Raw genomic sequence first — 26216 nt, 5'->3', positions numbered from 1 at the left:
GCGATGTGTTCACGCGCCTGGCATCAGAATCGGAACGATCAGTCGATCAGGTTCAGGGTTTCGCCCACTGCGTCGAACAGGCGGTCCAGCTCCTGCGGCGTGGTGTTGAAGGTTGGGCCGAACTGCAGGGTGTCGCCACCGAAGCGTACATAGAAGCCTGCCTTCCACAGTTTCATCGCCGCTTCGTACGGACGCACGATGGCATCACCGTCGCGGGCAGCGATCTGTATCGCGCCGGCCAGGCCGTAGTTGCGGATATCGACGATGTTCTTGGTGCCCTTCACGCCATGCAGCAGTTTTTCGAAGTGCGGCGCCAGCTCGGCGGCGGCCTGCACCAGGTTTTCCTTCTGCAGCAGGTCCAGCGCGGCGATACCGGCGGCACAAGCTACCGGATGGGCCGAGTAGGTATACCCGTGTGGGAATTCCACGGCGTACTCCGGGGTCGGCTGGTTCATGAAGGTCTGGTAGATCTCGCTGCTGGCGATCACCGCGCCCATCGGGATGGCGCCGTTGGTCACCTGCTTGGCGATGCACATCAGGTCCGGGGTCACGCCGAAAGCTTCGGAGCCAGTCATCGCGCCCATGCGGCCAAAGCCGGTGATCACTTCGTCGAAGATCAGCAGGATGTTGTGCTGGGTGCAGATTTCACGCAGGCGCTTCAGGTAACCCTTCGGCGGCGGCAGCACACCAGCCGAACCCGCCAGTGGCTCGACGATCACGGCAGCGATGTTGGAGGCGTCGTGCAGCTCGATCAGCTTGAGCATCTCGTCAGCCAGGGCAATACCGCCCTCTTCCGGCATGCCTTTGGAGAAGGCGTTCACCGGCAGCACGGTGTGAGGCAGGTGGTCGACATCCAGCAGTTGGCCGAACAGCTTGCGGTTACCGTTGACGCCACCCAGGCTGGTGCCGGCGATGTTCACACCGTGGTAGCCACGGGCGCGGCCGATGATCTTGGTCTTGGTAGCCTGGCCCTTCAGGCGCCAGTAGGCACGCACCATCTTCAGCGCGGTGTCGGCGCACTCGGAACCGGAGTTGGTATAGAACACATGGTTCAGGTCGCCCGGGGTCAGCTCGGTGATCTTCTCGGCCAGCTGGAACGACAGCGGGTGGCCGAACTGGAAGGCCGGGGAGTAGTCAAGGGTGCCGATCTGGCGAGCCACCGCTTCGGTGATTTCCTTGCGGGTGTGCCCAGCGCCACAGGTCCACAAGCCGGACAGGGCATCGAAAATCTTGCGCCCTTGGTCGTCGAACAGGTAGCTGCCTTCGGCCGCCACGATCAGACGGGGGTCGCGCTGGAAGTTGCGGTTGGCGGTGTAGGGCATCCAGTGGGCATCCAGCTTGAGCTGGCTGGCGATCCCGGCGGTAGCGGTTTCGGGCATGTTCATCGGCGGTTCCTCGGAAGACGATTAGGCAACGATGGATGTTGTTGCAGCTAAATTGGCACGGCGATAAAGTCTGAAAAAGCCAACATTTCTAATCTTCAGACAGGCCCTGACTAAACTAATGAGCCGACGCCCCGATCCACTCGCCCAAGTCAGCGATTTCGACATCCGCCTGCTGAAGATCTACCGCAGTGTCGTCGAGTGCGGCGGCTTCTCGGCCGCCGAAAACGTGCTGGGCATTGGCCGTTCGGCCATCAGCCAGCAGATGAACGACCTCGAGCAACGCCTCGGCCTGCGCCTGTGCCAACGCGGCCGCGCCGGGTTCTCACTGACAGAAGAAGGCCGTGAGGTCTACCACTCGGCACTGCAACTGCTCAGCGCCCTGGAAAGCTTCCGCACCGAGGTCAACGGCCTGCATCAGCATTTGCGTGGCGAGCTGAACATTGGCCTGACCGACAACCTGGTGACCTTGCCGCACATGCGCATTACCCATGCCCTGGCCGAGCTCAAGGATCGCGGCCCCGATGTGCGTATCCAGATCCGCATGATCGCACCCAGCCAGGTCGAGCATGGCGTGCTCGATGGCAGCCTGCATGTCGGCGTGGTGCCGCAGACCAGCCCGCTGTCAGGCCTCGAGTACCAGCCTTTGTACAGCGAGCGCTCGCTACTGTACTGCGCGGTCGGCCACCCGCTGTTCTATGCCGATGACCAGCAGATCGATGACGACCGCCTCAACAGCCAGGAAGCCATTACCCCCACCTTCCGCCTGCCGGCCGAAATCCAGGCGCATTACCAGGCGCTGAACTGCACGGCCAGTGCTTCGGACCGTGAAGGCATGGCGTTTCTCATTCTTACCGGGCGCTACATCGGCTACCTGCCAGACCACTACGCCACGTTCTGGGTGCAGCAAGGCCGCTTGCGTGCCCTCAAGCCCCAGCAACGCTTCTATGACCTGAGCCTCAGCTGGGTTACGCGCAAGGGCCGGCGGCCGAACCTGGTGCTGGAAAGCTTCCTCGAAAGCCTGGCTGCGACACGCTGATGCCAGTCTGTGCCGCAAACGCTTGTCACTTCGGCACAGGCAGGTAATCTTGTCCGACAGCCGCAGCCACTGACCCGTACGGAATCGTCCATGACCCTAGAAGTCCCTGCGCATCGCCTCTCCGCCTCGGGCAAGCCCGCGGGCCGCATCCGCCAGAAGAACGAGCAGGCCATTATCCAGGCCGCCGAAGACGAGTTTGCCCGCCATGGTTTCAAGGGCACCAGCATGAACACCATCGCCCTCAAGGCGGGGTTGCCCAAGGCCAACCTGCATTATTACTTCACCAACAAGCTGGGCCTGTATATTGCCGTGCTCAGCAACATCATCGAGCTATGGGACAGCACCTTCAACGCGTTGAGCGTCGACGACGACCCGGGCGAAGCCCTGAGCCAGTACATTCGCACCAAGATGGAGTTCTCCCGGCGTAACCCCCAAGCTTCGCGGATTTTCGCCATGGAAGTGATCAGCGGCGGCACCTGCCTGACCGAGTACTTCAGTGCCGACTACCGCGAATGGTTCCGCGGCCGTGCCGCAGTGTTCCAGGCCTGGATCGACGCCGGCAAGATGGACCCGGTCGACCCGGTGCACCTGATTTTCCTGCTGTGGGGCAGCACCCAGCACTACGCCGACTTCGCCACCCAGATCTGCCAGGTCACCGGCCGTAGCCGCCTGACCAAGCAGGACATGGAAGACGCAAGCAACAATCTTATCCACATCATTCTGAAGGGCTGCGGCATCAAGCCGGTTGCCTGATCGTCATTTATGCCTTCTACCCTGCTCGACCTCTGCGAATACCGCGAGGAAATCCGCAAAAGCCGCTTCATCACCCTCGCGGGGCCGATCAGCAGTGCCGCCGAAGCGATGAGTTTCATCGAACGCCATAGCGACCTGGCCGCCACCCACAATTGCTGGGCCTGGAAGCTCGGCGCCCAGTACCGCAGCAGCGATGACGGCGAACCCGGCGGTACCGCGGGGCGGCCGATTCTCGCGGCCATCGAAGCGCAGGACTGCGACCAGGTAGTGGTGCTGGTGATCCGCTGGTATGGCGGCATCCAGCTGGGTACCGGAGGCCTGGCCAGGGCCTATGGCGGCGGCGCCAACAAGTGTCTGCAACAGGCACCCAAGCGACTGCTGGTGCAGCGCAGCGAATTCACCTGCAGTTGCAGTTTCAGCGAACTGTCGCTGGTGAAGTTGCGCCTGGCGGAGGTTGACGGCCTGGTCCTGGATGAGCAGTTCACCGCCAATGGCGTGGACCTGCTGGTTGCGCTTGGTGACGCCCACCTGGCCCCACTGCAGCAGCAGCTGGCCGACTTGAGCCGCGGGCGCATTCTACTCGAAGCACGCTGAACATTGCCCACAACAACTGTGGGCCGGCCTGTGGATAAGCTTGGGGCATTCGCTTGCAGCCTTCTGTTTTCAAGGCCCGCAGAGCTTTGATCATATTTTGATCACTGTTTGATGACAGCGGCAAACTGCTGAAAGCTCAGAAGTTATCCCCAGCACGAGGCCAGAATCCCCAGCCTGCTGCCTCTCGGTTTGCACACAATAACTGTGGAACAGCCTGTGGATAACCCGTGCGCCAACAGGCAAAGTGCCCGGCCCCACAAGGGCGCGGCGCGACTGATCATTTTTTAGCCAGACCGCAAGCTGATTTACCCATAGGAGAACGCGATCCTCTGTGGGAGATCACCCAGCCCTTTGGGCTGCGCTGTCGCGCAGAGAACTGATTTGGCAGGCGCTGCGCGTACCCTGTGGGAGCGGGCGCGCCCGCGAAGAATCCAACGCGGTGCATGGCACCGGCTGCGCCGGTGTTCGCGGGCATGCCCGCTCCCACAGGTATTGCGGCGCCTGTGGATGAAGGGCTGCAAATCAGCGCCAGTGCACTATCCTCAATACCTTTCTTTGCCAACCGATCACGGAGCGTATCCACATGGTTAACGCAAAAACCGCACTTATCATCGGCGCCTCGCGCGGGCTGGGCCTGGGCCTGGTGCAACGCCTGCACGAAGACGGCTGGAACATCACTGCCACCGTACGCAACCCGCAGCAGCCCGGCGCGCTGGCAGATGTGCCCGGTGTGCGCATCGAACAGCTGGAAATGAACGATACGGCCCAACTCGATGGCCTGAAGCAACGCCTGCAAGATCAGGTATTCGACCTGGTATTCGTCAACGCCGGCGTCATGGGCCCCCTGCCGCAAGACCTGGAGACGGTGCAGAACAAAGACATCGGCGACCTGTTCATGACCAACGCCGTGGCCCCGATCCGCGTGGCCCGTCGCCTGGTCGGCCAAGTGCGCGAAGGCAGCGGTGTGCTGGCCTTCATGAGCTCGATCCTGGGCAGCGTGACCATCCCCGATGGCGGCGAAATCTGCCTGTACAAGGCCAGCAAGGCAGCCCTGAACTCTATGATCAACAGCTTCGTCGTCGAGCAACAACGCCCCGATCTGTGTGTGCTGGCCATGCACCCGGGCTGGGTGAAAACCGACATGGGCGGCGAAAATGCCGAGATCGATGTGCTGACCAGCACCCGCGGCATGCTCGAACAGATCAAGGCGCAAAGCGGCAACGGCGGCCTGCGCTTCATCAACTACAAGGGCGAACCCTTGGTCTGGTGATTCACCGGGTCGCAGCGGCCGGGCGCATTGCCCGGCCAGGCTCTGTAGAATGGCGGCAACCGTACCTGATCGAGATGACCCACTATGTATGACTGGTTGAACGCCCTGCCCAAGGCCGAACTGCACCTGCACCTGGAAGGCTCGCTGGAGCCCGAGCTGCTGTTCGCCCTGGCTGAGCGCAACAAGATCGCCCTGCCCTGGGACGATGTGGAGACCTTGCGCGGTGCCTATGCCTTCAACAACCTGCAGGAGTTCCTCGACCTGTATTACCAGGGCGCCGACGTGCTGCGCACCGAGCAGGACTTCTACGACCTGACCTGGGCCTACCTGCAACGCTGCAAGGCGCAGAACGTGATCCACACCGAACCGTTCTTCGACCCACAGACCCACACCGACCGCGGCATCCCCTTCGAACTGGTGCTCAACGGCATCAACCAGGCGCTCAAGGACGGTCGCGAGCAACTGGGCATCAGCAGCGGCCTGATTCTCAGCTTCCTGCGCCACCTCAGCGAAGATGAAGCACAGAAAACCCTCGACCAGGCCCTGCCGTTCCGCGATGCGTTCATCGCCGTTGGCCTGGACAGCTCGGAAATGGGCCACCCACCGAGCAAGTTCCAGCGCGTGTTCGACCGCGCCCGCAACGAAGGCCTGGTTGCCGTAGCCCATGCTGGCGAGGAAGGCCCGCCCGAGTACATCTGGGAAGCGCTGGACCTGCTGCAGGTCAAGCGTATCGACCACGGTGTGCGCGCCATAGAGGACGAGCGCCTGATGCAGCGCATCATCGACGAGCAGATCCCGCTCACGGTGTGCCCGCTGTCGAACACCAAGCTTTGCGTATTCGACCACATGAGCCAGCACAACATCCTCGACATGCTGGAGCGCGGCGTGAAGGTCACGGTCAATTCGGACGACCCGGCCTACTTTGGCGGCTACGTCACCGAAAATTTCCACGCCCTGTTCACCCACCTGGGCATGACCGAAGATCAGGCCCGTCGCCTGGCCCGGAACAGTCTGGATGCCCGGCTGATCTGATCGGCATTGCGGCGTTGCGGTCAACCGACCTGCAACGTCGGCACGCGGGCAATGCGATTGATCTGCTGGATACCCAGCGCAGAGATATGCAATGCCCGCGAGTCCTCGGCCTCGCGCATCCAGCCCGATTGCAGGAACAACCGGAACAACGCCTGCCCCAGCACGCCGCCCAGGTGCGGCCCCTCATCGTTCCACTCGGTGCAGCGGCAGATCACGCAACCACGTTGCTGATGCGGTGCCAAGGCATCGATGTAGACCCCGACCAAAGCCAACTGCGCCCGCCCCTCCTCGCTCACCATCAGCTGTCGACCACTACCCTCCACCCAGCCGGCCACCACCAGACGGTGATACAGCTCACCGGCCAGTTCCCCGCCCAGGTGATCGCCACAGCGACGCGCCCTGCGTATCGACATGGGCAGCGATGATACCGGGGCTTTGGCCCTCGCCCCCTTGGCGCTCTCCAGCTGGACACTGGCCAGGGCCTCCACCGCCGCCCCGACTTGCGGGGTGGCCAGGCGGAAGTAGCGCTTGCGGCCCCGCGCTTCGTGCCGCAGCAAACCGGCCGACGACAACAGCGAAAGGTGCGCACAGGCCGATGACGAGGTCAGCCCGGTCATTACCGCGAGCTCGTTGGCCAGCCGCGGCGTGCCATCGATCAATGCCCACAACATGGCACTGCGCTTGGGGTCGGCCATCAGGCTGGCAATCTGGCTGATACTGCTGGCTGCGTTCATGTCCCTGTACTCCCTGCAAGTTCACTGTGTGGATGCGATGGCCAACCCTGGCAGGGAAGCGCCTCTCGCTGGCACTGGCCTGGTTCGCCAGTATAAGCCGCAAAAAACGCCATTCAGGCAGCCCAGCGCCGTGGTAGCGCAGGCAAAAAACCACAGGGTATGCCTACCCATGGCAAGCAGTGAAACAGCGTGTGAAACCTGCCCGGGCCGCACGGGCAAGCAGCCCGCCTCCCCAGACAGGAGCACGGTAACGGCAGGCGGGAAAAACACCGAATGCAACTTCGGACTCGGCCGACAACCAATTTCCACAAGTAGCGCAAGCCAAAGCGAAGGTTCCACGTGCTTGCGGGCATTGCGCCCCAAGCAGGCAAAAGCGTGTAGAAAATGTTCCCGACGACCGTCAGTCAGGACAGCGAGGCAGGCCATGGCAGGCAGAAGGGGTAGCGCTACACTTCATCCGCTCTCCCCCTTTGGAGGTATGCCGCGATGAAAATTGTCGTCAGCGCGTCGAGCCGAAACCCCGCCTGCCCCTGGCAGGTCCAGCTCGATCAACACGTGGTCAGTTTCCGCAGCGAGGCCGAGGCGCGGGCCTTCGTCGCCACGCTGGAAACCCGCCTGCAGGCACCTCACCCGCTTATGCGGGAGCCTTGGCCGGCAAACGTCGGGTCAGCAGCGCGACACTGACCACCAGTGCCCCGCACAAGCTGATCACCAGCGCCATCGGCACCGCACTGCCATCATGCAGCAGCCCGACCAGCGCTGCGGCGCCGGCGGCGACGCTGAACTGCAGGCAGCCCATCAGCGCCGAAGCACTCCCGGCCCGCGCGCCCTGCCCGCTCATGGCACAGGCAGAGGCGTTGGGGATGATGCAACCGAGGCTGGCGATGCAGACGAACAGCGGTACCAGCAATGGCCACAGCTGTGTTGGTCGCAATGCCGCCACGCCCAGCAACGTCAGGCCCGCAACCAGGTACAGCCACACCGCCCGCGCCAGCAGGAACGCCGGCCCACGCTTGGCCAGCAAGCGAGCATTCACCTGCGCCACCAGGATAAAGCCGGCAGCATTGGTGCCGAACAACCAGCCGTAATGCTCGGCCGGCACGCCGTAGAGCTTGATGAACACGAAAGGTGAACCGGCGATGTAGGCAAACATGCCGGCAATGGCGATACCACCGGTCAAGGCATGGCCGATGAACACCCGGTCAGCGAGCAGGCGCATGTACTGACGCAAAGCGCCAGACAGCGGTTGCCGCGGTATGTGCCCGGGCAGGCTTTCCGGCAGGCCCAGGCTGACCGCCAGCAGGCAACCGGCACTGAACAGGCTCAGGGCGAGGAAGATCGATTGCCAGCCGGCCAGGTTCACCAACACCCCGCCCAGCATCGGTGCCAGAATTGGCGCCAGCCCCATGACCAGCATCAGTTGCGAGAACACCTTGGCCGAGGCCACCGGGTCGCACTTGTCACTGACAATCGCCCGCGACAGCACCATCCCGGCGCAACCGCCCAGCGCCTGGACGAAACGCGCCAGCACCAGAGTGTCGAGGTTGGGGGCGTAGGCACAGGCCAGTGATGCCAGGGTGAACAGGGTTACCCCGAACATCAGCGGTTTGCGTCGGCCGAAGCGGTCAGCCACCGGCCCGTAGGCCAGTTGCCCAATGGACAGGCCAAGGAAGTAGGCGGCCAAGGTGGCCTGGACGTGTTTTTCATCGGTGGCGAACGCCTGCGCCATGGCCGGGAAGGCGGGCAGGTAGAAGTCGATCGCCAGGGGCCCGAACGCACTGAGTGCGCCCAGGATGAGCACCATTCGCAGGTTCATCAGGAATCCATAGCAGGCTAAGCAAGTGCTCGATTCTACCTGCTGCAGGCCCCTTCAGTACGAAAACATTTGCAACAAACTGGCCTTTGCAAGGGCAACTGCCTTGCTCACAACCCAAGGGCTGACGCGGCCCCTGTGGGAGCGGGCGTGCCCGCGAAGCAGGCGCCGCGGTGAATGGCACCGGCTGCGCCGGTGTTCGCGGGCGCGCCCGCTCCCACAGGTAAGTATTCAGGCAACGTCGGCCTGATAGCCTTCATCGCGAATGGCAGTAAGGATCCGCTCCTGCGCCAACTCGCTCTGCACCCGTACCTGCCTGGCCGCCAGGTCGACCTCCACCTTGGCCGCGGCGTCCTGCTCCTGCACCGCCCGGGTCACGGCTTTCACGCAATGGCCGCAGGTCATGCCTTGTACATTGAACACTTGCATGGGGTTATCTCCTTCAGGTTTTCCACGAGTTTCAAGCTTGCCATCAGGGCAAGGTCAAGCCCTGCCTGTAACGCCTGGGGTGGAAATAAGCGCGCGCGTCGGCCAAGCTGCGCCTTTGATGATCAGGCAAGCAGGAGATTTTTCATGTTCAGGGCAGCATTGGCCATCGTCGGGCTATTGAGCACGCTGGCTGCAGTGCCACCGGCCAGCGCCGAGGGCAACTCGGACTACAGCGTGCTGATCATTTCCCGGGAGCGCCTGGAAGTGGCCACCAGTTGCGAAATCGGTATCTACCTCAACGACCAGCTCTCCGGGCGCGTGTTCCAGGAGCAGTCCACTTCATTCAACCTGCCGCCCGGCCCGGTAGACGTGCGCCTGCGCTTGCTCCCCGGGCAAATGCCCGGCTGCGCCGCAGGTGTCGAGGACCAACGCAGCACACGACTGAACCTGCAGGCGGGCCAGATCAACAAATACCGCATCGCCATGGGGCACTATGGGCTGGAATTGAAGCGAGCCGGCCTGGGCTATTGACCTTACCTGCGTGGCAAGGTTGATGCTGGAGGCCTGTCCAAGGAGGAGAGCCATGCCCGCATCCACCATATACGACCTGCCGATCTCCGGCATGACCTGTGCCAGCTGTGCCGGCCGGGTCGAGCGCGCCCTGCGCAAGGTCACCGGCGCTGAACAGGTCAGCGTCAACCTCGCCACCGAACAGGCCCGGGTCCAGGCCCCGGCCAACTGCCTGCCCGCCCTGGTCGACGCGGTACGCGAAGCCGGCTACGGCGTGCCCACCCGCACCGTCGAACTGCAGATTGGCGGCATGACCTGCGCCAGTTGCGTCGGCCGCGTAGAGCGCGCCCTCGGCAAGCTGCCGGGGGTTGAGCAGGTCAGCGTCAACCTGGCCAGCGAACGCGCGCACCTCGAAGTGCTCGTGGCCCTTGACGACAACCTGCTGATCGACGCCGTGCAAAAGGCCGGCTACAACGCCAGCCTGCCGCAAACCGCCAAGGACGACCAGAACGCTGCCCAGCGCCGCCTGCGTAACGAACGTCTGGCGGTTGGCGCAGCGTTGCTGCTCGCCCTGCCGCTGGTGGTGCCAATGGTAGTGCAGCCGTTCGGCCTGCACTGGATGTTGCCAGCGTGGGTGCAGTTTCTGCTGGCCACGCCGGTGCAGTTCATTCTCGGCGCGCGTTTCTACGTGGCCGCCTGGAAGGCCGTGCGCGCCGGTACCGGCAACATGGACCTGCTGGTGGCCCTGGGTACCAGCGCCGGTTACGGCCTGAGCCTGTACCAGTGGGCGCAAGCCCCCGCCGGCATGGCCCCGCACCTGTACTTCGAAGCCTCGGCCGTGGTGATTGCCCTGGTGCTGCTGGGCAAGTACCTGGAAAGCCGTGCCAAGCGCCAGACTGCCAGCGCCATCCGAGCCCTCGAGGCCCTGCGTCCGGAACGTGCCGTGCGCCTGGTCGATGGCCGGGAAGAAGACGTGGCCATCGCCCAACTGCGCCTCGGCGACCTGGTACTGGTCAAACCCGGCGAGCGCTTCCCGGTCGATGGCGTGGTGGAAGACGGCAGCAGCCATGCCGACGAAGCCCTGATCAGCGGCGAGAGCCTGCCGGTGCCCAAGCAGCCGGGGGACAGCGTCACCGGTGGCGCCATCAACGGCGAAGGCCGGCTGCTGGTACGTACCCAGGCACTGGGTACCGAAACCGTGCTGGCACGCATCATCCGCCTGGTGGAAGACGCCCAGGCGGCCAAGGCACCGATCCAGAAGCTGGTCGACCGGGTCAGCCAGGTATTCGTCCCGGCCGTGCTGGTGCTGGCGTTGATCACCCTGGTCGGCTGGTGGCTGGCCGGCGCACCGCTGGAAACCGCGCTGATCAATGCCGTCGCCGTGCTGGTCATCGCCTGCCCCTGCGCACTCGGCCTGGCCACCCCCGCAGCGATCATGGCCGGCACCGGGGTCGCCGCTCGCCATGGCATCCTGATCAAGGACGCCGAAGCCCTGGAGCGCGCCCATGCGGTCAACCGCGTGGTGTTCGACAAGACCGGCACCCTCACCTCCGGCAGCCCACGCGTTGTCCACAGCCAGGCGCAGGTGGGCAGCAGCGCCGACTTGCACCGCCTGGCCGGCGCCCTGCAGCGCGGCAGCGAACACCCGTTGGCCAAGGCGGTACTGGATGCCTGTGCCGAACAGGGCCTGGACGTGCCCGGCGTTGCCGACAGCCAGTCGCTGACCGGGCGTGGTATTGCCGGGCGGGTGGAAGGCCGCGAGTTGGCCCTGGGCAACCGCCGCCTGCTCGACGAAAGCGCCCTGCCACCCGGTGACCTGGCCGCCAAGGCCCAGGCCTGGGAAGCCGAGGGGCGTACCCTGTCATGGCTGATCGAGCGCGGCGCACAGCCGCGGGTGCTGGGCCTGTTCGCCTTTGGTGACAGCCTCAAGCCCGGCGCCGCGCAGGCGATCGACACCCTGCACGCGCAACACATCAGCAGCCACCTGCTGACCGGCGACAACCGCGGTAGCGCCAAAGTGGTGGCCGACGCCCTGGGCATCGACGATGTGCATGCCGAAGTACTACCGGCCGACAAGGCCGCGACCGTGGCCGCACTGAAGCAGGATGGCGTGGTCGCCATGGTCGGTGATGGCATCAACGATGCGCCGGCGCTGGCCGCCGCCGATATCGGCATCGCCATGGGTGGCGGTACCGATGTGGCCATGCAGGCCGCCGGCATCACCCTGATGCGCGGCGACCCACGCCTGGTACCGGCCGCTCTGGAGATCAGCCGCAAGACCTATGCAAAGATCCGCCAGAACCTGTTCTGGGCGTTCATCTATAACCTGATCGGCATCCCGCTGGCCGCGCTGGGTTATCTCAACCCGGTACTGGCCGGTGCCGCCATGGCCCTGTCCAGCGTCAGCGTGGTGAGCAACGCGCTGTGGCTCAAGGCCTGGAAACCCACCAGCAGCACCCAGGAGGCCCCATGAACATCGGCCAGGCCGCCCGCCGCAGCGGGCTCAGCACCAAGATGATCCGTTACTACGAGTCCATCGGCCTGCTCAAGCCCGCCACGCGCAGCGACAGCGGCTACCGCCTGTACCAGACGGAAGACTTGCACAGCCTGGCGTTCATCAAGCGCTCCCGCGACCTGGGCTTTTCCCTTGAGGAGGTCGGCAAGCTGCTGACCTTGTGGCAGGACCGCCAGCGCGCCAGCGCCGATGTGAAGGCGCTGGCCATGCAGCACATCGATGAACTGAACCGCCGCATCGAAGAGCTGGTGAGCCTGCGCGATACCCTCGGTGAACTGGTCTCGCACTGCCAGGGGGACGAGCGCCCGGACTGCCCGATCCTCAAGGACCTGGCCAACGGCGCTGCGGGCGGCGGCTGTCACTGAGCCACACCGCAAGCCCTTTGGTATGCCATATACGTCCAGATACGACCGAATAGTCACCAACTGCGACTTAATCCAATAAATACGGGCGTTTTCCTACATTAAACCCGGACGCTGCCGATGCAATTGTTACCTGCCTCGTGTATCGAAAACAAAAATCCGGGAGCGTCGATGAGCATCAAACAGAAACTGACCTGGGCATTCGCGGTCATCGCCGGCTTGCCCATCGTCCTCGTGGCCACCCTGGTGGTCCTCAACCTGCGTGGCGAAGCCCGCGACGGATTCCTCGACGGCAGCAGCCGGGAAATCCGCCAGGTCAGCAACGCGATGAACATCTTCTTCCAGGGCATCAACCAGAACGTCGAGTACATGGCTGCGCAGCCGATGGTCGCCGCCACAGGCAGCGAGCTGAACAAGTACATGAGCGCTACCCCGTCCTACGAACTGGGCGACCAGGCCAGCAAGCTGCTGGAGTTCATGACCCGGTTGGCCACCACGCATCCCAGCTATGCGTACCTGTCCTACGGGGTGAATGACGGTGGTTACGTCGGCTGGCCGGCCGGGCAGAAGTTCGTCAATTACGACCCGCGCACACGCCCCTGGTACCAATTGGCAATGGCCAACCCTGGCAAGACCTTGCGTACCGGCGCCTATTACTGGGCTGCCGACGACGCCGTGCTGGTCAGTACCGTGCGCACCGTGGCCAACCAACTGGGCAACCCCGGCGGTGTGGTCAACGTCGACGTCTCGCTCAAAGGCCTTACCGAGATCGTCCAGCAGATCAAGCTGGGCGAAAGCGGCTACGTGCTGCTGGTGGAGAACAACGGCAACGTGCTGGTCGACCCCCGTGATGCCAAGCACAACTTCAAGCAACTGGCGAGCTATGGCGAGGGATACGCGGAGCTGGCCAGGCACGGCAAGGGGCTGGCCGAAGTGGAGCTGAATGGCGTGCGCTACATGGCCAACATCTACCCGGACGAGCAGCTGGGCTGGACCTTGATCGGCCTTATCGAACATAGCGAAGTGATGCAGACCACCACCCGCCTGACCTGGCTGATCGGTATCGTGGCAGTGGTGCTGGCTGCGCTGTTCGCCGTGGTCGGTGCCACCTTCGCCAAGCTGATCGTGCGCCCGATCAACAGCGTAACCAGCGGCCTGGAAGATATCGCCCAGGGCGAGGGCGACCTGACCCGCAACCTGGAAATCCGTGGCCGCGACGAAACCGCGCAACTGGCCAGCTGGTTCAACCAGTTCCTCGGTGCCATTCGCAGCCTGATCCAGCACATCGGTGCTGCTGCCAGCCAGATCCTCAGCACCTCCAGCAGCTCGACCCGGGTTTCCAGCAACATGGCCGAAGCCGCGGGCCGCCAGCGCGAAGCCGTGGACATGGTTTCCACCGCCTTCCACGAAATGGTCGCCACCGCCAACGAAGTGGCACGCTCCTGCAGCCAGGCGGCGCAGTCGGCCGACAGCGGCCAGCAACAGGCACGCGAAGGCCAGCAGCAGATCGATGCCGCGGTCCATAGCGTTGACCGCCTGAGCCAGGAGATCGAGCAGTCGGCGCAATCGATCCAGCAACTGGAGCGTGACAGCAACGCCATTCAGTCGATCCTCGGCACCATCCGCTCGATTGCCGAACAGACCAACCTGCTGGCGCTCAACGCTGCCATCGAAGCGGCCCGTGCCGGTGAGCAGGGCCGTGGCTTCGCCGTGGTTGCCGACGAAGTGCGGGCGCTGGCCAAGCGTACTGCCGATTCCACCGCCGAGATCGACGGCCTGCTTGGCAACCTGGCCAGCCGCACCGCAGAAGTGGCCGCACAGATGCACGCCAGCCTGGAGGTTTCGCAGCAATCGGTGAGCCGTATCGGCCTGGCCCGTGACAGCTTCGGGCAGATTCGCGAGTCGGTGGATGTGATCCGCGACATGAACACCCAGATCGCCACGGCGGCCGAAGAGCAGCACCAGGTGGCCGAGGACATCAACCGCCACATCAGCCAGATTCACGGCGATGCGCAACTGGTGGCGGAACTTGCCCAGGCGGCCCGGGTGGATTCGGAGAGCCTGGCCGGGTTGTCCAATGAGCTGGATGCACTGGTGCGCAGGTTCCGTACCTGATGTTGCCTGCGCCGGCCTCTTCGCGGGCACGCCCGCTCCCACAGGTACCGCACAGCTTGCAAAGCTGCGGTGATCCTGTGGGAGCGAGCGCGCCCGCGAAGAGGCCGGCACAGGCGACCAATCACTAAAGCCTCAATTCCCCCGGCGTCGCACCGAACAATTGCTTGAACGCCGCAATGTAAGCCGAGGTGGAGTCATACCCACACCCCAACGCCGCCTCGGTCACACTTTCCCCTGCCTCCAGCAACGCCAGCGATGACAATAGCCGCATACGTTGCCGCCAGTTGCGAAAACTCAAACCTGTCTCTCGCTGGAACAGCCGCATCAGCGTCTTTTCCGAACACCCCAGCTCCCGCGCCCACTGCTGCAGGGTCTGCGGCTGGTCCGGCGCCGCGATCAAGCCATTGCACAGCGCCAGCAACCCCGGGTGCCGCGGCAGTGGCAGCGAAAAGCCGACCTCGGGCAGCGTGCGCAACTGGTCGAGCAGTACCGCCACCAGCCGCGCCTCAGCGCTGTCACCCTCCGGGTAATCCGCCGGGAACAGGCAGAACTGCTTGATCAGTTCGCGCGCAAGCGGGGTCACCTCCAGTACCCGGCATTGCTCCGGTGCCCACGGGCAGGCATCCCGGCGCACGTAAAGGCTGCGCATTTCGGCCTGCATCGAGGTGACCACCTCGTGTTCGGCATCGGCTGGAATCCACACGCCCCACTGCGGTGGGGCGAAGTAGCTGCCTTCATGGGTGTACACCCCGAGGACGCCGCTGATGGCGTAGGAGAACTGCACCCAATCGTGCTGGTGGCGGGTGGTCCAGGAGCCGGCGCCGAGGCTTTCGGCACGGGCATAGAGCGGCCTGGGCAGGTGGTCCAACGCCGGGATGGCGCGAGGGTGTCCGATGGTCGGCATGGCGGTTTCTTGTAGTTCTGAGCAGACAAGCCTAACAGCTGGGCGGGTATGGCTGTGACATCTGTGCTGCCTTCTTCGCGGGCTTGCCCGCTCCAACAGGTGAATCACTGCATCTGAAGGCTGTGCTGTACCTGTGGGAGCGGGCAAGCCCGCGAAGAAGGCAATGCAATTTTCCAGGTGCTCACCGCTCTACGATAACGGTCACCCCCTGCCCACCCGCCGCACAGATCGAAATCAGCCCCCGCCCCTTCCCGGCCCTCGCCAGCAACTTGGCCAGGTTGGCCAATATCCGCCCACCGGTCGCGGCAAACGGGTGCCCGGCCGCCAGCGAACTGCCCTTGACGTTGAGTTTGCTGCGGTCGATCGTTCCAAGCGGCGCATCCAGCCCCAACCGCTCACGGCAATAATCGGCATCTTCCCAGGCCTTGAGCGTACACAGCACCTGGGCGGCAAAGGCTTCGTGAATCTCGTAGTAATCAAAGTCCTGCAGCGTCAGGCCATTGCGCGCCAGCAGCCGCGGCACCGCATACACCGGCGCCATCAACAGCCCTTCGCGACCGGTAACGAAATCCACTGCAGCGGTTTCGCCATCAACCAGATAGGCCAGCACCGATAGCCCCTGCTGCTCGGCCCACTCCTCGCTGCCCAGCAACACCAGCGAAGCGCCATCGGTCAGCGGTGTGGAGTTGCCCGCCGTCAACGTGCCCTGCCCGCTGCGATCAAAGACCGGCTTGAGCCTGGCAAGTTGCTCCAGGGTCAGGTCGGGACGCAGGTTGTTATCACGGGTCAACGACAGAAACGGTGTCAGCAGGTCATCCTGCCAACCTTCGGCGTACGCGGCAGCCAGCGCCTGGTGGCTGAGCAACGCCAGCTCGTCCTGTTCGGCACGGCCAATGCGCCAGGCCTGGGCCATGCGCTCGCAATGCTCACCCATCGACAACCCGGTGCGCGGTTCGCCGTTGCGAGGCAATTCAGGTTTCAGGTGGTGAGGGCGCAGCTTGAGGAATGGCTTGAGCCGCTCGCCCAGGTTTTTGCCACGGTTGGCTTGCAGCAAAATGTGGCGCAGGCCTTCGTTGACTGCAATCGGCGCATCGGAGGTGGTGTCCACGCCGCCGGCAATACCGCAGTCGATCTGCCCCAGGGCAATCTTGTTGGCCACCAGCAACGCCGCCTCCAGCCCGGTGCCGCAGGCTTGCTGGATGTCATAGGCCGGCGTTTGCGGCGACAGGCGCGAGCCCAACACGCACTCCCGGGTCAGGTTCATGTCACGCGGGTGCTTGAGCACCGTACCGGCCACCACTTCGCCCATGCGCAACCCATGCAAGCGGTAGCGTTCGATCAGCCCTTCGAGGGCAACGGTAAGCATCGCCTGGTTGCTGGCCGTGGCGTAGGCGCCATTGGAGCGGGCGAAGGGAATTCGGTTGCCGCCCAGGATCGCGACCCGGCGAAGTGAACGCATGCGCATGTTCCTCCTGAAACAATTTGATCCGTACAGCCTAGGTGTTTTTACCGCATTCGAACGACCTTGCCACAAAGTTGGTCCACACTTTCAAGCTTGCCTTCCGGGAGACCACTCATGAGCGATCGCTACCTCGGCTTTGCCAACTCCAACCTCGGCCGCCGTCTTGTGGATGCCCTTGGCCTGCCACGCCCGGCGCCACTGGAGCGCTGGCAGACAGGCCGCCTGCGCCCGGTCGAGGGTGCCCTGGTGCTGGGTGGCGGGCCTCTGGCGAGCCAGGTCGAAGCCATTGCCCCGTGCCTGACCGACATCCTTTACAGCTTCAATACCGACAACCTCAAGGCCGAGGCGTGGGTGGCGGGCCTGGGCCCCAGGATCAAGGCCGTGGTATTCGATGCCAGTCACCTGTCCGACAGCGACGCGTTGAAGCAGTTGCGCGAATTTTTCCAGCCACTGCTGCGCAGCCTGGCGCCGTGCGCCCATGTTGTGCTGCTGGGCCGCGCGCCAGAAAGCCTCGACGACCCGTTGGCCAGCATTGCCCAACGTGCCCTGGAAGGCTTCAGCCGCTCGCTGGCCAAGGAACTGCGCAACGGTGCGACCGCGCAGTTGCTGTATGTCGGCGCCGGCGCGGAAAACCAGCTGGAAGGCGCCCTGCGCTTCTTCCTCTCGCCCAAGAGCGCCTTTATTTCCGGCCAGGTGCTGCGCCTGCAAGCCTGCGCCAGCCAGGTCGAGGACTGGACCCGGCCGCTGGCTGGCCGCCGCGCCCTGGTAACCGGGGCCGCACGCGGCATCGGTGCCGCCATTGCCGAAACCTTGGCGCGGGACGGTGCCGACGTACTTTTGCTGGACGTGCCGCAAGCCGGCCATGACCTCGACGCCCTGGCCGCACGCCTGGGCGGCAAGGCGCTGGCCCTGGACATCTGCGCCAGCGACGCGGCAACGCAACTGCTCGCAGCCCTGCCCGACGGCATCGATATCGTGGTGCACAACGCAGGCATCACCCGCGACAAGACCCTGGCCAACATGACCCCGGAATACTGGGACGCAGTGCTGGCGGTCAACCTCAAGGCACCGCAGGTGCTGACCCAGGCGCTGTACGACAACGGCGCCCTGGGGGAAAACGCGCGCGTCACGCTGCTGGCCTCGGTCAGCGGCATCGCCGGCAACCGCGGGCAGGCCAACTATGCCGCGAGCAAGGCCGGGCTGATCGGCCTGGCCCAGGCGTGGGCGCCGCGGCTCGCCGAGCGCGGCGGCAGCATTAATGCTGTGGCCCCCGGTTTCATCGAGACCCACATGACCGCAGCCATGCCCATGGGCCTGCGCGAGGCCGGGCGACGCTTGAGTTCGCTGGGCCAGGGCGGCCGCCCGCAGGATGTCGCCGAGGCCATCGCCTGGCTCAGCCAGCCGGGCTCCGCTGCAGTCAACGGCCAGGTGCTGCGGGTATGCGGCCAGGCCTTGATGGGGGCCTGAACATGAGCCGACACTGGCACGACCTGCACAGCCCGGCTTCGCGCGCCAGCCTGTACCTGCGCGCGGCCAGCAAGCGCACCATCAGCGGCGTCCAACTGCCGGACGACGGCCTGCGCTGTTTCATCCGCGTCCAGCAGGGCAACCTGGCTGCCTATCGACGGCTGTGCCATTTCACCGACGATGGCCGCCTGCCGGGTACTTATCCCCATGTCATGGCGTTCACACTGCAGTTGCAGTTGATGACTGCCGCAGACTTCCCCTTCCCGCTGCTCGGCCTGGTGCACCTGCACAACCGCATCGAAGTGGTGCGCCCACTGGGCGGTATCGAAGGGCTGCGCTTTGCGGTGTATGCGGCCAATCTGCAAGCGCATGCCAAGGGTGGCACCTTCGACCTGGTTACCGAGGCCGAAGACGGCATCGGCCTGCTGTGGCGCGAAACCAGCCGTATGCTGGTACGCGGGCTGAAGCTGGAAAGCGAGGCAGGTGAGCCTGCCGAGGACGCACCGCAAGCGCTGCCCGAGGCAACCCGCTGGTACGCAGACAGCGACATCGGCCGGCGTTATGCCAAGGTTTGCGGGGATTACAACCCGATCCATCTCAGCGCCGCCAGTGCGCGGCTGTTCGGCTTCCCCACGGCCATTGCCCATGGCATGTGGAGCAAGGCCATGGCCCTGGCGGCACTGCGTGGACACCTGCCGCACAGTGGCTATGCCTTCGAGGTGGACTTCCGCAAACCGGTGCGTTTGCCGTCAGAGGTGGTGCTGGGTGCCAGTGAGGCGGGGGCTGCAGGGGAGCTGCGGCTGGACGGGCATGGCGGGGTGTTGCATATGATCGGGCGCTGGGCCCCCCTGTAGGAGCGGCCTTGTGTCGCGATGGGCCGCATGGCGGCCCCGGCGATGCCAGCGGCGAAGCTGATAATCTGGGGCCGCTTCGCGCCCCGTCGCCACACAAGGCCGCTCCTACAGGGACCATGCCTGTCCTGGCGGTATACGCTTGCTTTGCATCGGGCCTGCGCGGAAGCTATGCAGCATTAGGAGACCCCCGATGAACCTGCAAGAACTCACCCAACGTCTGCACCAGATCCGCGACAACAACGACTGGCGCGGCTTCCACAGCCCGAAGAACCTGGCCATGGCCGCCAGCGTCGAAATGGCCGAGCTGGTGGAAATCTTCCAGTGGCTGAGCGAAGACCAATCGCGCCAGCTGCCCGCCGACAAGCTGGCCCATGCCGGCCAGGAAATCGGCGATGTGGTGCTGTACCTGTTGCTGCTGTGCAGCGAGCTGGGCCTGGATATGGACCAGGTGGTGCGGGCCAAGCTGGCCGACAGCGAGAGGCGCTTCGCCCGATGAACGACCGTCACTTCGATGAGCTGGCCACCCGCTTTGCCGAGAAGATCTACGGCGGTGCCAAGGGCGCGATCCGCCTGGCCGTGCTGCAGGCCGACCTGGCCGACGCCTTGCCCGACCGACCGCTGCGTATCCTCGACATCGGTGCCGGGTTGGGGCACATGGCCTTGTGGCTGGCCCAGCGCGGCCACCAGCTGACCTTGGCCGAACCCGCCGCGCCAATGCTCGACGGCGCACGGGCGCGCTTCGCCGAAGCAGGCCAGCCGGCCACCTTCATCCAGGCCCCCTGGCAAGACCTGCTCGGCCAGCTGACCGAACCCTACGACCTGGTGCTATGCCACGCCGTACTCGAATGGCTGGCCGAGCCCGAAAGCATCCTGCCGGTGCTGCACCAGCTCACGGCCCCCTCCGGGTGGTTGTCGCTGGCCTTTTACAACCGCGACGCGCTGGTCTACCGCAACCTGCTGAAGGGCCATTTCCGCAAGTTGCGCAGCAACCGGCTGGAAGGTGAAAAGCAGAGCCTGACCCCACAAAAACCGCTTGATCCACGCGAACTCAGGGCGCAACTTGATCCTGTGTGGCAGGTTGAAAGCGAAAGTGGCGTGCGGGTGTTCCACGACTACATGCCCAAGGAATTCCAGGGCAAGGCCGAACTACTCGACCTGCTGGAAATGGAACTGGCCTACCGTCGCCACCCCAGTTTCGCCGGGCTCGGTCGCTACCTGCACTGGGTTTGCCGCCCTCGCTGATCCACCCGCCGGGAGGAATACATGCCCTACCGTCTGTTGTGCCTGGCCCTGCTGCCGCTTGCCCTGGCTGGCTGCCAGGGCAGCAACCCGTATGTGGCCAGCAGCCGGCCGTTACCGCCGGCGCCGCCGCAGGCAGCCAGCACCTTCGATGCCAGTGCCTACCCGGCACCGGCCCGTGATTACGGGCACTACCGCAGCTGGAGCTGGCGCAATGGCCAGTTGCCCAGCGGCTCGGTCGATACCGACCCGGCGCAACTGGCCGATGCCGTCAGCGGCGCGCTCGACCAGCATGGCCTGCGCCCCGCCCGGGGCGGCCCTGGCGACTTGCTGGTCAGCGCCGATATGCGCCTGGAAAAACGCTTGCGCCAGGTACGTGACTACGATGCCTACGACCCATATTACGGCCCGTACCCCTATGGAGGTATCGGCTATGGCGGCTACCGCCATGGCTATGGTGGCTATGCCAGCGTGCCCATCGTGCGCACCTACGAGGTTCAGGTGATGGTGGTGCGTATCAACCTGTACGACGCCCGCAGCGGCCAGCCGGTATGGAGTGCCAGCGCCGAATCCGGCAGCGACAAGGACTCGCCGCGCGAACGCGAAAGTGCCTTGCGCGATTCCGTGCACAAGGCGCTTAGCGGCTATCCTCCCAGTTGATATCCAACGGAGAACCATCATGTTGCGCCGTCTCGTTCAACTGTCATTCGTACTATTGGTCGCAGCCTGCTCCAGCAATAACGTCCAGCAGGATTTCGATGCCAGCCGTGATTTTGCCGCCTACCGCAGCTGGGCATGGCAGGAGCCAGGCCTGCAGTACCGCCCGGATGACCCGCGAATCAAGAGCGACCTGACCGAGCAGCGCATTCGCCAGGCGGTCGCCGACCAGCTCGACCAGCGCGGCCTGCGCCCGGTACAAGGTGGTGCGCGCCCGGACCTTGGAGTGCGCGCATACCTGATCGTCGAGCAGCGCCAGCAGCAGATCACCACCAACTACGGCGGTGGCTGGGGGGGCTACTGGGGCGGTTACTGGGGTGGCCCTATGTACAACGAAACCCGCAGCGTCGACTACAAAGTCGCCACCATCCAGATCGACCTGTTCGACGGGCGTGACGGCAAGCTGGTGTGGCGCGGCAGTGCCGAACAGATCATGAACAACTACCCGCCAAGCCCCGAGGAACGCAACAGCGCGATCCAGAACACCGTGACCAAGGTGCTGGCCAACTACCCGCCGGGGAGCAGGAAGTAACACTTATACACAAACTCCATGGGCGCCGAGGGCCTGTGGGAGCGGGCATGCCCGCGAAGCAGGCACCTCGGTGGATGGCACGGGCTTCGCCCGTGTTCGCGGGCTCGCCCGCTCCCACAGGGATCGCGCAAGATTTTCAACGGCAAGTACCTGTGCCAGCTACGACAAAATCCATCCCGGCCACGCCTTTTTCCCTCTCCCGCTCCACTCCCCGCAGGTTCCCGTCTATCTTCACTTAAGGAAACCTGACTGACCGGGTAGATGTGTTCAACATTTGGGAAGGGCGACCTGCCAATGCAAAGCATTGTTCTCCTGCTGTGGCTTGCCTTGTGCTCCGAACAGGATGTGCGTCAACGCCAGATATCCAACATGCTCACCCTTGGCGTGGCTACCTGCGCCCTGGCCTGGCTGTTCGCCACCGGCCACAGCTGGATCGGCGCTGATGCCAGCGATGCCGGCTGGGCGCTGGCCATCGTCATGCTGCTGACCCTTCCCGGTTACATGCTCGGCCGTTTCGGCGCCGACGACGTCAAGCTGATGGGCGCACTGGCACTGGCCACCAGCCCGCAATACGTGCTTGGCACCTTCATCGGTGCCGGTGTCAGCGTGCTGCTGTGGCTGCTCACCCGCCGGCGCCTATGGACCTTGCTCAACCCCAAGGTGAAAAAGCGTTTGCAGGCCCTGACCGAGGAAATGGGCGACAAGCAGGCGTTCGTCCCCTATGTGCTGAGCGGCTTTCTTCTGACAGCGGTATGGGTCCAATGAGCTAGACGGACCTCCGTCGCCTTGTACAAATCTTGTACATATTCGCCTGATGCAGCTATTTTTAAGCTGCCAGAGCGTCTGGCCCCGGGAGCAGGGCCGTATAAGAACAGGGAGTGGAACGTGTCCAGACCAGTGAGTGAATTGAAAGTGCTAGTGGTTGATGACCAACCGGTCATTGTCGAACAACTGTGTGAATTCCTCGAAACCAAGGGCTATGCCTGCGTACCCGCCCATTCCACCGACGAAGCCATCGCGCGCTATGCGGCAGACCCGGCCATCGGCCTGCTTATCTGTGATCTGCACATGCCGGAGCGTGATGGCATCGAGCTGGTGCGCGCCTTGAAGGGGATCCACGGTAGCCAGCGCATGTTCGAAGCCATCATGTTGACTGGGCATGCCGAGAAGCAGGATGTGATCCGCGCGCTACGTGAAGGCTTTGCCGACTACTACCAGAAGCCAGTGGACTTCGATGAACTGCTCGAAGGCATACGCCGGCAGGAAGAGGCTTTGCTGGAACGCCAGCGCAACTTCCGCGACCTCGGCGGATTGAACCAGCGCCTGCAGGAGCTGGCCGACTCGATTGACGAGCTTTACCAGGATCTGGAAAAAGCCCGCGGCCAAGGTACTCATCGGCGTGCAACAGATGTGGAAGAAAGTGAAAGTGAGCTACCAGCAACGTTCGAGAAGCTGTCGCCACGCCAGCTGGAAGTAGCGCGCCTGGTGGGCAAGGGCAAGACCAACTACCAGATCGCCTGTGAGCTGGGCATTACCGAGAATACCGTGAAGCTTTATGTGTCGCAGGTGCTGCGCCTGACCCACATGCACAACCGCACCCAGCTGGCACTGGCACTGACACCCAGTTCGTCGCAGGTGCATCAGCGGTTTATCACCCATTGAGTGACCGTTAGGCACACGGCTTTTTCAAACGCTACTCACTGACCTGGAACGCCACGCGCGCCGTCTCGCCACTTTCATCCAGCGCGCTGATTTCGGCCTGCCCAACCTGTGGCAAGCGCACCAGCAGGCTGTCTTGCCCTTGGGTTTCGCCCAAGGGATGGCCATTGAGGAACCACCAGCGCCGCCCTCCACCGCCCAGCGCCGACACATGCACTTGCAACGCCTCGCTGCTGGTGGCCGGGCGGCGCAGATTGTCGCCCGGGCGCACACCCACGATCGACAGCGGTGGCGCACTGGCCGGCAACTGCGGCGGGCAGGCCGGGTCGATGGCCGGCAGGCGCGCCGCACGCCTCTCGATGCGTGGTAGCCAAGGCTCCAGCGGGGCCGGCCAGAGGGCGATGTCGCGGGCCGTGGCGCCCGGGCAACTGCCATCGACACGCAGCCCCTGGTCGTTGACCCACACGCTTTCACGTAGCCCCAGGCCAAGTGGCTGATCGGCGGCTTGCAGGGTTGGCGGTGTGGTGCCGTCCAGGGTCCAGGCGAAACGCTGACGCCGGCAGTTGGGGTCCTGCTTGTTCATCGGCTGGCCCAGCGGCCAACAAATCGCCGCCACACCGACATTTGCCGGCACCCGCTCCACCGGCACGCTGATGCCACGCTGGCTGTCACGGTTGCTCAACAGGTCGTGCACCTGCAGCATCAGCGGCGCTGCCGAAGCCAGCCCGAATTGGCCGGGCACCGGTGTGCCGTCGGGGCGGCCGATCCATACGCCGATCAGGTAGCGCGGCCCCACGCCGATCGACCAGGCATCGCGAAAGCCATAGCTGGTGCCGGTTTTCCAGGCCAGTTGCGGGCGCTGCACCAGCTCGGCATGCGGGTCCCGGTCGGGGCGCGCCTGGCCGCTCAGAATGCGCCGGATGATCCACGCCGCCCCCGGTGACAGCAGGCGCCGTTCCAGCAACGGGTCCTGCGGTTGCAGGCGCACCCGCGCACTGTTGCCACCCCGCGCCAGCGCAGCGTAGCCACCCACCAGGTCCTCCAGGCGACTGCCCGCCCCACCCAGGATCAACGACAGGTTGGGCTCGGCCAGCGGCGGCAGTATCAGCGGCATGCCCGCCATGCGCAGTTGCGCGGCAAAGCGTTTCGGGCCATAGGCCTCCAGCAGCTGCACCGCCGGCAGGTTAAGCGATAGCGCCAGCGCCGAACTGGCCGATACCGGCCCGCTGAAACCCATGGAGAAGTTGCCGGGGCGGTAGTCACCATAACGTCGCGGCACATCCTGCAGCAGCGACTCGGAATGGATCAGGCCGTCATCCAGCGCCATGCCGTAGAGGAACGGCTTGAGCGTGGACCCCGGCGAGCGCAATGAACGCACCATGTCGACATGCCCGAAGCGGCGCTCGTCGGCCAGATCGATCGAGCCCAGGTAGGCACGCACCGCCATGGTTTGCGCATCGACCACCAGAATGGCGGCGGAAGTGCGCTCCGGCAGCCGCGCGCGCCAGCCCAGCAGCAGGTCTTCCAGACGTCGCTGCAACGCGGCGTCGAGTGTGGTGCGGATCAGCGGCGGGCTGCCGGCACTGTTCAGCCGCCGGGCCAGCAGCGGCGCCAGGGCCGGCTCCTGACGTGGCGCCAGCACCAGCGGTTCTTCGCCAGCTTCACGGATTTGCTGGGCCGGCCACACCTGGTATTCGGCCAGGCGTTGCAGCACCTTGTCCCGGGCACGCTGGGCACGTTCGGGGTGACGGTCCGGGCGCAGGCGGCTGGGCGCCTGGGGCAGCACTGCCAGCAGCGCCGCTTCGGCCGGGGTGAGGTGCATGGGCGACTTGCCCAGGTAGGCCCAGCTGGCGGCCGCCACGCCCTGCAGGGTACCGCCGAAGGGCGCGCGGTCCAGGTAGATTTGCAGGATTTCGCGCTTGGACAGATGCCATTCCAGCTGCGCCGTGCGCCACAGCTGACGCAGTTTGCCGGCCAGGGTGCGCTCATGCGGGTCGAGCAGGCGCGCGACCTGCATCGACAGCGTGCTGCCACCCGACACTACGCGCCCGCCACGCAGGTTCAGCCAGGCAGCGCGAGCCAGGGCCAACGGATTGACCCCGGGGTGGCTGTAGAACCAGCGGTCCTCATAGGTGAGCAGCGCCTGCAGGTACAGCGGCGAAACTTCGTCGGGGCTGACGGGGTAGCGCCACACGCCATCGGCATCGGCGAAACGCCACAACGGTGTGCCATCCTCGGCCAGGACTACCCGGGCCAGGTCGTCGCCGGGCATGGGCAGCGGCCAGAGACGGTCGGCCAGCCACAACAGGCCGAACAGCACCAGCATGCCGATCACCGTGGCGCGCAGCAACCTGCCCGCACGGGTACGCGGCCGCGTTAAGCTTGGCATCGGGAACCGACCTGGCCAGGTGATGGCCAAAGGCTTGGGAACGGCAAAATCGCCGATTCGTTCATCAGGAAGCAACTATGCATGTAGAAGGTTTTTTCGAGTGGCTGGGCCAGGCGCTGGGGTCGTTGATCCGCTTCATCGTCGACGCATTGAGCGGGCTGTTCAACCTGCTGGCCAGTGCCGGTGGCAATTTCATCGATGGCCTGGCGCGCACCTTGGGCATGGAGACCTCGCTGCTCAGCATCCTCGCCCTGATCATCGGCCTGGTGCTGCTGTACTCGGCAATCCGCGCATTCATGCGCGCCTCGATCATCCTCGGGATCATCTGGCTGCTGCTGGGGTTGTGGGTGATGAGCTGGGTGATTCACTGAATTATGCCGGGGGCCGCGTTGCGGCCCAATCGCCGGCAAGCCAGCTCCCACCTCGACCGCATCGACCTCAAGCC

At 64.5% G+C, this 26216-nt stretch carries 26 protein-coding genes; 19 read left to right on the top strand and 7 right to left on the bottom strand.

All coding sequences use genetic code 11. The features are described 5' to 3' along the window. Positions 1-38: 38 nt before the first annotated feature. Positions 39-1385 (bottom strand): aspartate aminotransferase family protein, encoded by a 1347-nt coding sequence (locus tag QIY50_13770; protein WGV18560.1) that lies wholly within the window; start codon positions 1383-1385, stop codon positions 39-41. Between the two features lie 118 nt (positions 1386-1503). On the opposite strand from QIY50_13770, the gene QIY50_13765 reads away from it, so the two are divergent. The 5 genes from QIY50_13765 to QIY50_13745 all read left to right on the top strand — a co-directional run bounded on the left by QIY50_13765 (position 1504) and on the right by QIY50_13745 (position 6070). Then, a complete protein-coding gene (locus QIY50_13765; protein ID WGV18559.1) occupies positions 1504-2421 on the top strand; it encodes a LysR family transcriptional regulator in 918 nt (305 codons plus the stop codon). A 90-nt stretch (positions 2422-2511) separates the two neighbouring features. Continuing rightward, positions 2512-3174: a TetR/AcrR family transcriptional regulator gene (locus QIY50_13760; GenBank protein WGV18558.1), complete on the top strand. Its 663-nt coding sequence runs from the start codon at positions 2512-2514 to the stop codon at positions 3172-3174. A gap of 9 nt (positions 3175-3183) precedes the next feature. After that, complete coding sequence (locus QIY50_13755) at positions 3184-3768, top strand: YigZ family protein (GenBank protein WGV18557.1); 585 nt, start codon at positions 3184-3186, stop codon at positions 3766-3768. A 583-nt stretch (positions 3769-4351) separates the two neighbouring features. Then, entirely contained in the window at positions 4352-5038 is a 687-nt protein-coding gene (locus QIY50_13750; protein WGV18556.1) for an SDR family oxidoreductase, read from the top strand. Positions 5039-5122: 84 nt separating this feature from the next. After that, on the top strand, positions 5123-6070 hold the full coding sequence (locus tag QIY50_13745) for an adenosine deaminase (protein ID WGV18555.1): 948 nt from the start codon (positions 5123-5125) through the stop codon (positions 6068-6070). 20 nt (positions 6071-6090) lie between these two features. On the opposite strand, the gene QIY50_13740 is transcribed toward QIY50_13745, so the two are convergent. Next, positions 6091-6804: a helix-turn-helix transcriptional regulator gene (locus tag QIY50_13740; GenBank protein WGV18554.1), complete on the bottom strand. Its 714-nt coding sequence runs from the start codon at positions 6802-6804 to the stop codon at positions 6091-6093. A gap of 486 nt (positions 6805-7290) precedes the next feature. On the opposite strand from QIY50_13740, the gene QIY50_13735 reads away from it, so the two are divergent. Then, entirely contained in the window at positions 7291-7488 is a 198-nt protein-coding gene (locus tag QIY50_13735) for a hypothetical protein (protein ID WGV18553.1), read from the top strand. On the opposite strand, the gene QIY50_13730 is transcribed toward QIY50_13735, so the two are convergent. After that, entirely contained in the window at positions 7439-8620 is a 1182-nt protein-coding gene (locus QIY50_13730) for a multidrug effflux MFS transporter (protein WGV18552.1), read from the bottom strand. The two genes, QIY50_13735 and QIY50_13730, sit on opposite strands and share 50 nt — an antisense overlap. 228 nt (positions 8621-8848) lie before the next feature. Further along, entirely contained in the window at positions 8849-9046 is a 198-nt protein-coding gene (locus tag QIY50_13725) for a cation transporter (GenBank protein WGV18551.1), read from the bottom strand. A 144-nt stretch (positions 9047-9190) separates the two neighbouring features. Between QIY50_13725 and QIY50_13720 the strand changes: the two genes are divergently transcribed. From QIY50_13720 to QIY50_13705, 4 genes are all read left to right on the top strand, one after another. Further along, the gene (locus QIY50_13720; protein ID WGV18550.1) at positions 9191-9577 is read left to right on the top strand and encodes a hypothetical protein; all 387 of its coding nucleotides are present in this window, start codon (positions 9191-9193) and stop codon (positions 9575-9577) included. Positions 9578-9629: 52 nt separating this feature from the next. Continuing rightward, positions 9630-12029, top strand: a complete 2400-nt coding sequence (locus QIY50_13715; GenBank protein ID WGV18549.1) for a heavy metal translocating P-type ATPase — start codon at positions 9630-9632, stop codon at positions 12027-12029. Next, positions 12026-12436 (top strand): Cu(I)-responsive transcriptional regulator, encoded by a 411-nt coding sequence (cueR, locus tag QIY50_13710; protein ID WGV18548.1) that lies wholly within the window; start codon positions 12026-12028, stop codon positions 12434-12436. The genes QIY50_13715 and cueR overlap by 4 nt, the downstream gene beginning before the upstream one ends. A 168-nt stretch (positions 12437-12604) precedes the next feature. Next, positions 12605-14548 (top strand): methyl-accepting chemotaxis protein, encoded by a 1944-nt coding sequence (locus tag QIY50_13705; GenBank protein ID WGV18547.1) that lies wholly within the window; start codon positions 12605-12607, stop codon positions 14546-14548. A gap of 124 nt (positions 14549-14672) precedes the next feature. Here the strand turns inward: QIY50_13705 and QIY50_13700 are convergent, their stop codons facing one another. Together QIY50_13700 and QIY50_13695 are read right to left on the bottom strand one after the other, a co-directional pair. Beyond that, positions 14673-15452 (bottom strand): helix-turn-helix transcriptional regulator, encoded by a 780-nt coding sequence (locus QIY50_13700; GenBank protein ID WGV18546.1) that lies wholly within the window; start codon positions 15450-15452, stop codon positions 14673-14675. 181 nt (positions 15453-15633) lie between these two features. Beyond that, entirely contained in the window at positions 15634-16911 is a 1278-nt protein-coding gene (locus QIY50_13695) for an acetyl-CoA C-acetyltransferase (protein ID WGV18545.1), read from the bottom strand. A gap of 117 nt (positions 16912-17028) precedes the next feature. On the opposite strand from QIY50_13695, the gene QIY50_13690 reads away from it, so the two are divergent. The 8 genes from QIY50_13690 (at position 17029) to QIY50_13655 (ending at position 23385) form a co-directional block, all read left to right on the top strand. After that, positions 17029-18381: a 3-oxoacyl-ACP reductase gene (locus tag QIY50_13690; protein WGV18544.1), complete on the top strand. Its 1353-nt coding sequence runs from the start codon at positions 17029-17031 to the stop codon at positions 18379-18381. Positions 18382-18383: 2 nt separating this feature from the next. Further along, positions 18384-19235, top strand: coding sequence for a MaoC/PaaZ C-terminal domain-containing protein (locus QIY50_13685; GenBank protein ID WGV18543.1), 852 nt, complete (start codon positions 18384-18386; stop codon positions 19233-19235). Positions 19236-19425: 190 nt separating this feature from the next. Continuing rightward, on the top strand, positions 19426-19731 hold the full coding sequence (locus QIY50_13680) for a MazG-like family protein (protein ID WGV18542.1): 306 nt from the start codon (positions 19426-19428) through the stop codon (positions 19729-19731). Next, a complete protein-coding gene (locus QIY50_13675) occupies positions 19728-20477 on the top strand; it encodes a methyltransferase domain-containing protein (protein ID WGV18541.1) in 750 nt (249 codons plus the stop codon). Before QIY50_13680 ends, QIY50_13675 begins: the two co-directional genes overlap by 4 nt. Positions 20478-20498: 21 nt before the next feature. Next, entirely contained in the window at positions 20499-21134 is a 636-nt protein-coding gene (locus QIY50_13670; GenBank protein WGV18540.1) for a DUF4136 domain-containing protein, read from the top strand. A 19-nt stretch (positions 21135-21153) separates the two neighbouring features. Further along, positions 21154-21723: a DUF4136 domain-containing protein gene (locus QIY50_13665; GenBank protein ID WGV18539.1), complete on the top strand. Its 570-nt coding sequence runs from the start codon at positions 21154-21156 to the stop codon at positions 21721-21723. 294 nt (positions 21724-22017) lie between these two features. After that, positions 22018-22488 (top strand): A24 family peptidase, encoded by a 471-nt coding sequence (locus tag QIY50_13660; GenBank protein ID WGV18538.1) that lies wholly within the window; start codon positions 22018-22020, stop codon positions 22486-22488. 120 nt (positions 22489-22608) lie between these two features. Then, positions 22609-23385: a response regulator transcription factor gene (locus QIY50_13655; GenBank protein ID WGV18537.1), complete on the top strand. Its 777-nt coding sequence runs from the start codon at positions 22609-22611 to the stop codon at positions 23383-23385. A gap of 31 nt (positions 23386-23416) precedes the next feature. Here QIY50_13655 and pbpC read toward each other — a convergent pair whose 3' ends face one another. After that, positions 23417-25771 carry a peptidoglycan glycosyltransferase PbpC gene (gene pbpC / locus QIY50_13650; GenBank protein WGV18536.1) on the bottom strand — a complete coding sequence of 785 codons (2355 nt, stop codon included), beginning with the start codon at positions 25769-25771 and terminating at the stop codon, positions 23417-23419. A 77-nt stretch (positions 25772-25848) separates the two neighbouring features. Between pbpC and QIY50_13645 the strand changes: the two genes are divergently transcribed. After that, positions 25849-26142: a hypothetical protein gene (locus QIY50_13645; GenBank protein WGV18535.1), complete on the top strand. Its 294-nt coding sequence runs from the start codon at positions 25849-25851 to the stop codon at positions 26140-26142. The last annotated feature ends 74 nt before the right edge of the window (positions 26143-26216 follow it).

The sequence above is a fragment of the Pseudomonas putida genome (assembly GCA_029953615.1).
GTDB lineage: Bacteria > Pseudomonadota > Gammaproteobacteria > Pseudomonadales > Pseudomonadaceae > Aquipseudomonas.
The sequence above is the reverse complement of the archived record's forward strand: the minus strand, read 5'-3'. Positions and strand labels throughout refer to the sequence as shown.

Bases quoted from the DNA above. Each gene is read 5' to 3' on its own strand.
- QIY50_13770 (WGV18560.1), bottom strand. From the start codon at position 1,385: ATGAACATGCCCGAAACCGCTACCGCCGGGATCGCCAGCCAGCTCAAG.
- QIY50_13765 (WGV18559.1), top strand. From the start codon at position 1,504: ATGAGCCGACGCCCCGATCCACTCGCCCAAGTCAGCGATTTCGACATC.
- QIY50_13760 (WGV18558.1), top strand. From the start codon at position 2,512: ATGACCCTAGAAGTCCCTGCGCATCGCCTCTCCGCCTCGGGCAAGCCC.
- QIY50_13755 (WGV18557.1), top strand. From the start codon at position 3,184: ATGCCTTCTACCCTGCTCGACCTCTGCGAATACCGCGAGGAAATCCGC.
- QIY50_13750 (WGV18556.1), top strand. From the start codon at position 4,352: ATGGTTAACGCAAAAACCGCACTTATCATCGGCGCCTCGCGCGGGCTG.
- QIY50_13745 (WGV18555.1), top strand. From the start codon at position 5,123: ATGTATGACTGGTTGAACGCCCTGCCCAAGGCCGAACTGCACCTGCAC.
- QIY50_13740 (WGV18554.1), bottom strand. From the start codon at position 6,804: ATGAACGCAGCCAGCAGTATCAGCCAGATTGCCAGCCTGATGGCCGAC.
- QIY50_13735 (WGV18553.1), top strand. From the start codon at position 7,291: ATGAAAATTGTCGTCAGCGCGTCGAGCCGAAACCCCGCCTGCCCCTGG.
- QIY50_13730 (WGV18552.1), bottom strand. From the start codon at position 8,620: ATGAACCTGCGAATGGTGCTCATCCTGGGCGCACTCAGTGCGTTCGGG.
- QIY50_13725 (WGV18551.1), bottom strand. From the start codon at position 9,046: ATGCAAGTGTTCAATGTACAAGGCATGACCTGCGGCCATTGCGTGAAA.
- QIY50_13720 (WGV18550.1), top strand. From the start codon at position 9,191: ATGTTCAGGGCAGCATTGGCCATCGTCGGGCTATTGAGCACGCTGGCT.
- QIY50_13715 (WGV18549.1), top strand. From the start codon at position 9,630: ATGCCCGCATCCACCATATACGACCTGCCGATCTCCGGCATGACCTGT.
- cueR (WGV18548.1), top strand. From the start codon at position 12,026: ATGAACATCGGCCAGGCCGCCCGCCGCAGCGGGCTCAGCACCAAGATG.
- QIY50_13705 (WGV18547.1), top strand. From the start codon at position 12,605: ATGAGCATCAAACAGAAACTGACCTGGGCATTCGCGGTCATCGCCGGC.
- QIY50_13700 (WGV18546.1), bottom strand. From the start codon at position 15,452: ATGCCGACCATCGGACACCCTCGCGCCATCCCGGCGTTGGACCACCTG.
- QIY50_13695 (WGV18545.1), bottom strand. From the start codon at position 16,911: ATGCGTTCACTTCGCCGGGTCGCGATCCTGGGCGGCAACCGAATTCCC.
- QIY50_13690 (WGV18544.1), top strand. From the start codon at position 17,029: ATGAGCGATCGCTACCTCGGCTTTGCCAACTCCAACCTCGGCCGCCGT.
- QIY50_13685 (WGV18543.1), top strand. From the start codon at position 18,384: ATGAGCCGACACTGGCACGACCTGCACAGCCCGGCTTCGCGCGCCAGC.
- QIY50_13680 (WGV18542.1), top strand. From the start codon at position 19,426: ATGAACCTGCAAGAACTCACCCAACGTCTGCACCAGATCCGCGACAAC.
- QIY50_13675 (WGV18541.1), top strand. From the start codon at position 19,728: ATGAACGACCGTCACTTCGATGAGCTGGCCACCCGCTTTGCCGAGAAG.
- QIY50_13670 (WGV18540.1), top strand. From the start codon at position 20,499: ATGCCCTACCGTCTGTTGTGCCTGGCCCTGCTGCCGCTTGCCCTGGCT.
- QIY50_13665 (WGV18539.1), top strand. From the start codon at position 21,154: ATGTTGCGCCGTCTCGTTCAACTGTCATTCGTACTATTGGTCGCAGCC.
- QIY50_13660 (WGV18538.1), top strand. From the start codon at position 22,018: ATGCAAAGCATTGTTCTCCTGCTGTGGCTTGCCTTGTGCTCCGAACAG.
- pbpC (WGV18536.1), bottom strand. From the start codon at position 25,771: ATGCCAAGCTTAACGCGGCCGCGTACCCGTGCGGGCAGGTTGCTGCGC.
- QIY50_13645 (WGV18535.1), top strand. From the start codon at position 25,849: ATGCATGTAGAAGGTTTTTTCGAGTGGCTGGGCCAGGCGCTGGGGTCG.